The organism is Streptomyces sp. URMC 129 (assembly GCF_051386415.1).
Classification (GTDB): Bacteria; Actinomycetota; Actinomycetes; order Streptomycetales; family Streptomycetaceae; genus Streptomyces.
In genome coordinates this window covers 21887-28617 of the sequence record NZ_JBPQTQ010000078.1, presented here as the reverse complement: position 1 = coordinate 28617, position 6731 = coordinate 21887, and the positions used below count along the sequence as shown (strand labels likewise).

Annotated in this window: 6 protein-coding genes and 2 tRNA genes; 3 read left to right on the top strand and 5 right to left on the bottom strand. The window is 70.5% G+C overall.

Annotation, left to right across the window (positions count from 1 at the left end):
- Window positions 1-1232 (top strand): class E sortase (locus ACSNOC_RS17310; RefSeq protein ID WP_436748363.1); only part of this gene is annotated, 1232 nt, incomplete at its 5' end.
- Window positions 1216-2019, top strand: a complete 804-nt coding sequence (locus ACSNOC_RS17305; protein ID WP_436748362.1) for a class E sortase — start codon at window positions 1216-1218, stop codon at window positions 2017-2019. The genes ACSNOC_RS17310 and ACSNOC_RS17305, both read left to right, overlap by 17 nt.
- Window positions 2020-2035: 16 nt before the next feature.
- Here the strand turns inward: ACSNOC_RS17305 and ACSNOC_RS17300 are convergent.
- Window positions 2036-2108, bottom strand: a tRNA-Ala gene (locus tag ACSNOC_RS17300).
- A gap of 144 nt (window positions 2109-2252) precedes the next feature.
- Between ACSNOC_RS17300 and ACSNOC_RS17295 the strand changes: the two genes are divergently transcribed.
- Window positions 2253-2813 (top strand): helix-turn-helix domain-containing protein, encoded by a 561-nt coding sequence (locus tag ACSNOC_RS17295; RefSeq protein WP_436748361.1) that lies wholly within the window; start codon window positions 2253-2255, stop codon window positions 2811-2813.
- Window positions 2814-2954: 141 nt separating this feature from the next.
- Here the strand turns inward: ACSNOC_RS17295 and ACSNOC_RS17290 are convergent, their stop codons facing one another.
- The 4 genes from ACSNOC_RS17290 to gyrA form a co-directional block, all read right to left on the bottom strand.
- Window positions 2955-3092, bottom strand: coding sequence for a DLW-39 family protein (locus tag ACSNOC_RS17290; protein WP_436748360.1), 138 nt, complete (start codon window positions 3090-3092; stop codon window positions 2955-2957).
- A gap of 195 nt (window positions 3093-3287) precedes the next feature.
- Window positions 3288-3361 (bottom strand) — tRNA-Ile (locus ACSNOC_RS17285).
- An 81-nt stretch (window positions 3362-3442) separates the two neighbouring features.
- Complete coding sequence (locus tag ACSNOC_RS17280; RefSeq protein WP_436748359.1) at window positions 3443-3988, bottom strand: DUF3566 domain-containing protein; 546 nt, start codon at window positions 3986-3988, stop codon at window positions 3443-3445.
- Window positions 3989-4128: 140 nt separating this feature from the next.
- A complete protein-coding gene (gyrA, locus tag ACSNOC_RS17275; RefSeq protein ID WP_436748358.1) occupies window positions 4129-6696 on the bottom strand; it encodes a DNA gyrase subunit A in 2568 nt (855 codons plus the stop codon).
- Window positions 6697-6731 lie beyond the last annotated feature (35 nt).

Here is a 6731-nt window from a genome sequence, read left to right as displayed (position 1 = left end):
CCCCGGCACCGCCCGGCACCGGCGGCCGGGCGGCCCGCCGCAGGGCGGGCCAGGGGCCCGGTCCCGGCGGCCCGGCCGACCCGACCGTCGCCATGCCCAGCGTCGGCACGCCCGACGGCCGGGCGGCGCGCCGCAGGGCGGGGCAGACCCCGGCCGCCGAGGAGGTGCCGCCCACCGGTGGGCGCGCCGCCCGCCGCAGGGCGGGACACGGCGGACCGGCCGCCGCCGGGGGGGAGGTGCCCGGCGGACGGGCCGCCCGGCGCAGGGCGGGGCAGGCCGCCGGCGACGGCGTGCCCGGTGCGCGGCGGGCGCCGGAGGAGGGACCGGTGGAGACCACCGCCGCCCTCCCGTCGCTCGCCACCGCCGAAGGCGGCGACGGCGGGCGCGCCGCCCGCCGCAGGGCCGCTCAGGGCCGCAGGACGGGCCCTGGTGTCCCGGAGGGCGGGCGGGCGGCCCGGCGCAGGGCCGGGCAGACCCCGGCCGCCGAGGAGGTGCCGCTCACCGGCGGCCGTGCCGCCCGCCGCAAGGCGGCGAAGGCGGCGGCCAAGGCCGCCCGGCAGACCGGCACCGCCCTCAGCAACGTGATCGGCGAGCTGTTCATCACCACCGGCGTCCTGCTGCTCCTCTTCGTCGTCTACCAGCTCTGGTGGACCAACGTCGAAGCCAAGGCACACGCCGACGGCCAGGCGGACCGCCTCGAAGAGCAGTGGGAGAACGACGAGAACCGCGACCCGGGCGCGTTCTCCCCCGGCGAGGGCTTCGCGATCCTCTATCTCCCCACCCTCGACGTCCGCGTCCCCATCGCGGAGACCGTGGACCCCGAGTCGGTCCTCGACAACGGCATGGTCGGGCACTACACCGAGGAGGACCGCCTCCCCACGGCCATGCCCTGGGACGAGGAGGGCAACTTCGGCCTGGCCGGCCACCGCAACACCCACGGCGAGCCGTTCCGCTACATCAACCGCCTGGAGCCCGGCGACCCCATCGTCGTGGAGACCCAGGACACCTACTACACCTACGAGATGACGACCCGGCTCGACCAGACCCCGCCGTCCAACACCGCCGTCCTCGACCCCGTCCCGGATCAGGGCGGGTTCACCGAACCAGGCCGCTATATCACCCTCACCACCTGCACGCCGGAGTTCACCTCCACCTACCGCATGATCGTGTGGGGCCAGATGATTGAAGAGCGTCCGCGTAGCGAAGGGAAGCCGGATGCCCTCGTCGACTGACCAGGAGACCCCCGCGGAGAAGTCCACCGGGGAGGCCCCCGGGGAGCCGGAGTCCGCGCCCGCGCGGCGCCGCCCCAGCCGGGCGCGCCGCCGGATCGCGACAGCCGTCAGCGTGCTCGGCGAACTCCTCATAACCGGCGGCCTGGTGCTCGCCCTCTTCGTCGCCTACTCCCTGTGGTGGACCAACGTCGTCGCCAACCAGGAGGCCAAGCGGGACAGCAGCGCCGTCCGCGAGCACTGGGAGGCCGCCCCCGACGACGACGGCGACGACACCACGCCCCCGCCCGCGTACGACCCGGAGGACGGCATCGGCTTCCTCCACGTGCCGACGATGACGGACGCCGACATCCTGGTGAAGCAGGGCACCGGCCTCGACGTGCTGAACGGCGGCGTCGCCGGCTACTACGAGGAGCCGGTCCAGTCCGCGATGCCCTGGGACGAGGAGGGGAACTTCTCCCTGGCGGCCCACCGCGACGGCCACGGCGCCAAGTTCCACGACATCCACCAGATCGACGTCGGCGACCCGATCGTCTTCGAGACGGAGAACACCTGGTACATCTACCGGACCTCCGCCATCCTCCCCGAGACGTCGAAGTACAACACCGCGGTCCTCGCGCCCGTCCCCGAGGAGTCCGGCGCCACCGAGGCCGGCCGTTACATCACGCTGACGACCTGCACCCCGCTCTACACCTCGCGCCACCGCTACGTGGTCTGGGGGGAGTTGGTGCGCACCGAGGACGTGGACGACCAGCGCACCCCGCCCGAGGAACTTCAAGAAACGAACTGATCCGCTGAACGGCGAGTGGAGCCTAGGAGAGTCGAACTCCTGACATCCGCCATGCAAAGACGGCGCTCTACCAACTGAGCTAAGGCCCCGCGGCCCTTGGGAAGGCCAGAGCCAAGGTTACCCAATCTTCTCGCCGGATTCCGACCGGGTATCGCCCCGGACGCTGCTCCCTCCGTAGGATGACGCGCAACTTCGCTCACGTGAAGCGATCAGGGGAGAACAGGGGAGAGACGATGGACGCAGCACAACAGGAGTCCACCGAAAAGGCGAGAGAGCAGCAGACGACCTGGTACGGAGAGCCGCTGGGGACGCTCTTCCGGCGCCTCATCGCCGATCTGGGGCTGAACCAGGCGCGGCTCGCGGTCGTCCTGGGGCTGTCGGCACCGATGTTGTCGCAGCTCATGAGCGGTCAGCGGGCCAAGATCGGCAATCCGGCCGTCGTGCAGCGCGTGCGCTCCCTGCAGGACCTCGCGGCCGAGGTCAGGGCCGGGCGGATCAGCGCCGCCGAAGCGACCGCCGCCATGGACGAGATCCGCCGCACCTCCGGGGGAAACGTGCTCAGCCCCAGCTCCACCGCCACCCGGTCCGGCTCCATCGGCGTCCCGGCCAACCCCACCAAGCGCGTCGTCCGCGAGATCCAGGCGCTGCTGCGCTCGGTCTCCGACGCCACGGAGATCCAGAGCGCGTCCCGGCTGCTGGCGGACAGCCACCCCGAGCTCGCCGAATTCCTGCGCGTCTACGGCGTCGCCCGCACCCGCGAGGCCGTCGAGCACTACGAGAACCACCAGGGCTGACCGGCGCGGCGGCGCGGTGCACGACGACGGCGTCGTGCACCGCTCGTGTTTTGCAGCCGCACACCCATAGAAACGTATACAAAAAGGGCGGGGCGTCACAGCGTGACAGCCCCGCGTGGTATGCGGTGGGATCGTCCCGGGTCAGTTCCCCGAGGGACCGCTCGGCACGGAGTCGGTCGCCTCCGTCCACAGGTCCTGCTCGGCCTTGCTGGACACGAGCTGCTGGTAGACGAACAGGCCACCCACCGCGACCAGAGAGAACAGCAGAAGCTTCTTCACCGCGCTACCTCGTCCTTCTTCGACTTGCGTCAACGTGCGTCACTGTCACTGCTTGCACTGTTTGAACGTGAACGTGATCGTCACACCATGATCAGGCCATCTGGCGCCCGATGATACCCAACGGCTCCCGCCCACAGCCCCGACACAAACAGCTCGGTCCGACTGAAGACCTTCAGCCGGACCGAGCCGCAAGCGTGGGGCTAACAGGACTTGAACCTGTGGCCTCATCCTTATCAGGGATGCGCTCTAACCATCTGAGCTATAGCCCCGCGTGCACGGAAAGGCTAGCGCATCAGCACCCCGCCACCAAAATCGGTAAGGCGGGGCACCGCGCGGGCGGGTCCGCCGCCCTACTCGTCCTCCGCCAGGGTCACTTCGACGCCCCCGACGAACCCGGCCGACAGGTTGTACATGAAGGCCCCCAGCGTCGCCAGGGCCGTCGCCAGCACCACGTCGATGATCGCGATCACCGTGGTGAACATCAGGACCCTGGGCAGCGACAGGAACGCCTCCAGGTCGAAGCCGCTCTCCGTGTCCGTCTCGGTGGCCTCGCTGATCGTCTCGCCGATCGTGGAGAAGACACCCATCGCGTCCATCACCATCCACAGCACGGCGACGGCGACGATCGTGCAGATCCCCAGCGCGATCGACAGCAGGAAGCTGACCTTCATCACCGACCACGGGTCGGCCTTGGCCACCCGCAGCCGCGCCTTGCGGGTGCGCGGCACCACGCGGGCGTCGGTGCGCGGGCGGCGCACCGCCTGCTGCTGGCCGACCGCCGGGGCGCTGCCCGGCGGCGACGGATACGCCTGCGGGGGGTGGTAGTGCTCCGCGTCGCGGGCGGACGGGCGGCCCGGCCCCTGCGCGTAGGAGTCCGTGGGTCGTGCACTGCTCATCGTGGCCCCCCCACGAGTCGTCGCTGCCGGGGATACGCCCCGGGGGCGTCCGCCCCCGGGACTGCCGGGACCGGCGCCAGGGGACGCCCGTCGTTCGCCGTGTCGCCGCCGTCAGGGGCGCCCCTGGTTCCGCTCACGCCCTACTCCTCATCGACCGGGGCCGCCTCGGCCCCCTCTTCGGCGACTTCCTCGGCCTCGCGGCCGGCCTCGGCGTTGCGGGCGATGCCGACCACGGCGTCCCGCTTCCCCAAGTTGATCAACTGGACGCCCATGGTGTCCCGGCCCGTCTCCCTGACCTCGTTGACCCGCGTACGGATCACTCCACCGCCGAGCGTGATGGCGAGGATCTCATCAGTGTCCTCGACCACGAGCGCGCCGACCAGAGAGCCCCGGTCCTCCACGATCTTGGCCGCCTTGATGCCCAGGCCGCCGCGTCCCTGAACCCGGTACTCGTCCACAGGCGTCCGCTTGGCGTACCCGCCGTCGGTGGCGGTAAACACGAAGGTACCGGCCCGGACGACGTTCATCGACAACAGCTCGTCGCCCTCGCGGAAGCTCATGCCCTTCACGCCCGAGGTGGCCCGGCCCATCGGGCGCAGCGCGTCGTCGGTCGCGGTGAAGCGGATCGACTGCGCCTTCTTGCTGATCAGCAGCAGGTCGTCCGAGGGGGAGACCAGCTCGGCGCCGATCAGCTCGTCGTCGCGGCCGTCCTCCATCTCGCGCAGATTGATCGCGATGACGCCACCGGAGCGCGGCGAATCGTAGTCCTTCAGTGCGGTCTTCTTCACCAGACCCGACTTCGTCGCCAGCACCAGGTACGGCGCCGCCTCGTAGTCCCGGATGGCCAGGATCTCCGCGATCCGCTCGTCCGGCTGGAACGCCAGCAGGTTCGCCACGTGCTGACCGCGGGCGTCCCGGCCGGCGTCCGGCAGCTCGTAGGCCTTGGCCCGGTAGACCCGGCCCTTGTTGGTGAAGAACAGCAGCCAGTGGTGGGTGGTGGAGACGAAGAAGTGGTCGACGATGTCGTCCTCGCGCAGCTTCGTGCCGCGCACGCCCTTGCCGCCGCGCTTCTGCGCCCGGTAGTCGTCGGTGCGGGTCCGCTTGACGTAGCCGCCGCGGGTGATCGTGACGACGATGTCCTCCTCGGCGATCAGGTCCTCGATGGACATGTCGCCCTCGAAGGGGATCAGCGCCGAGCGCCGGTCGTCGCCGAACTTCTCGACGATCGCCGTCAGCTCCTCGCTGATGATGCCGCGCTGCCGCACCGGCGAGGCCAGGATCGCGTTGTACTCGTTGATCTTCGCCTGCAGCTCGTCGTGCTCGGCGACGATCTTCTGCCGCTCCAGCGCGGCCAGGCGGCGCAGCTGCATCTCCAGGATCGCGTTGGCTTGGATCTCGTCGATCGTCAGCAGGCCCATCAGGCCCTCGCGCGCCACGTCGACCGTGGCGCTGCGCCGGATCAGCGCGATGACCTCGTCGATCGCGTCCAGCGCCTTGAGCAGGCCGCGCAGGATGTGGGCGCGCTCCTCGGCCTTCCGCAGCCGGTAGCGGGTGCGGCGGACGATGACGTCGATCTGGTGCGCCACCCAGTTCCGGATGAACGCGTCCAGCGACAGGGTGCGCGGCACGCCGTCGACCAGGGCCAGCATGTTGGCCCCGAAGTTCGTCTGGAGGTCGGTGTGCTTGTACAGGTTGTTCAGCACGACCTTGGCGACCGCGTCCCGCTTCAGCACGATGACCAGACGCTGGCCGGTGCGCGAGGACGTCTCGTCGCGGACGTCGGCGATGCCGCTGACCCGGCCGTCCTTGACCAGCTCGGCGATCTTCTGCGCGAGGTTGTCCGGGTTGACCTGGTACGGCAGCTCGGTGACCACCAGGCACTGGCGGCCCTGGATCTCCTCGACCTCCACCACCGCGCGCATCGTGATCGAGCCGCGGCCGGTGCGGTACGCCTCCTCGATGCCGCGGCGGCCCACGATCAGCGCGCCGGTCGGGAAGTCGGGGCCCTTGATCCGCTCGACCAGCGCGTCCAGCAGCTCCTCGGCGCTCGCCTCCGGGTGCTCCAGGAACCACAGGGCGCCGGCGGCGACCTCGCGCAGGTTGTGCGGCGGGATGTTGGTCGCCATGCCGACCGCGATCCCGGCCGAGCCGTTGATCAGCAGGTTCGGGAAGCGGGACGGCAGGACCGTCGGCTCCTGGTTCCGGCCGTCGTAGTTGTCCTGGAAGTCGACGGTCTCCTCGTCGATGTCCCGGAGCATCTCCATGGCCAGCGGCGCCATCCGGCACTCGGTGTACCGCATGGCGGCGGCCGGGTCGTTGCCGGGGGAGCCGAAGTTCCCGTTGGAGTCCACCAGCGGCATGCGCATCGCCCACGGCTGCGCCAGGCGGACCAGGGCGTCGTAGATCGAGGTGTCGCCGTGCGGGTGGTACGTCCCCATCACGTCGCCGACGACACGGGCGCACTTGTAGTACCCGCGCTCCGGACGGTAGCCGCCGTCGTACATCGCGTACAGCACGCGCCGGTGCACGGGCTTGAGCCCGTCGCGCACGTCCGGCAGCGCGCGGGAGACGATGACGCTCATCGCGTAGTCGAGATAGGAGCGCTGCATCTCCGTCTCGAGCGTCACCGGCTCGATGCGCAGGGCACCCGCCGAGTTCAGCAGGGGCTCCCCGTCCTCGGGCGGAGTGGTGGAGTTGTCGTCGGCCATGAGTTGCGTCCGATTCCTTTCGAGCCGCTGTGGGG

Bases quoted from the DNA above. Each gene is read 5' to 3' on its own strand.
- ACSNOC_RS17305 (WP_436748362.1), top strand. From the start codon at position 1,216: ATGCCCTCGTCGACTGACCAGGAGACCCCCGCGGAGAAGTCCACCGGG.
- gyrA (WP_436748358.1), bottom strand. From the start codon at position 6,696: ATGGCCGACGACAACTCCACCACTCCGCCCGAGGACGGGGAGCCCCTG.
- ACSNOC_RS17295 (WP_436748361.1), top strand. From the start codon at position 2,253: ATGGACGCAGCACAACAGGAGTCCACCGAAAAGGCGAGAGAGCAGCAG.
- ACSNOC_RS17280 (WP_436748359.1), bottom strand. From the start codon at position 3,988: ATGAGCAGTGCACGACCCACGGACTCCTACGCGCAGGGGCCGGGCCGC.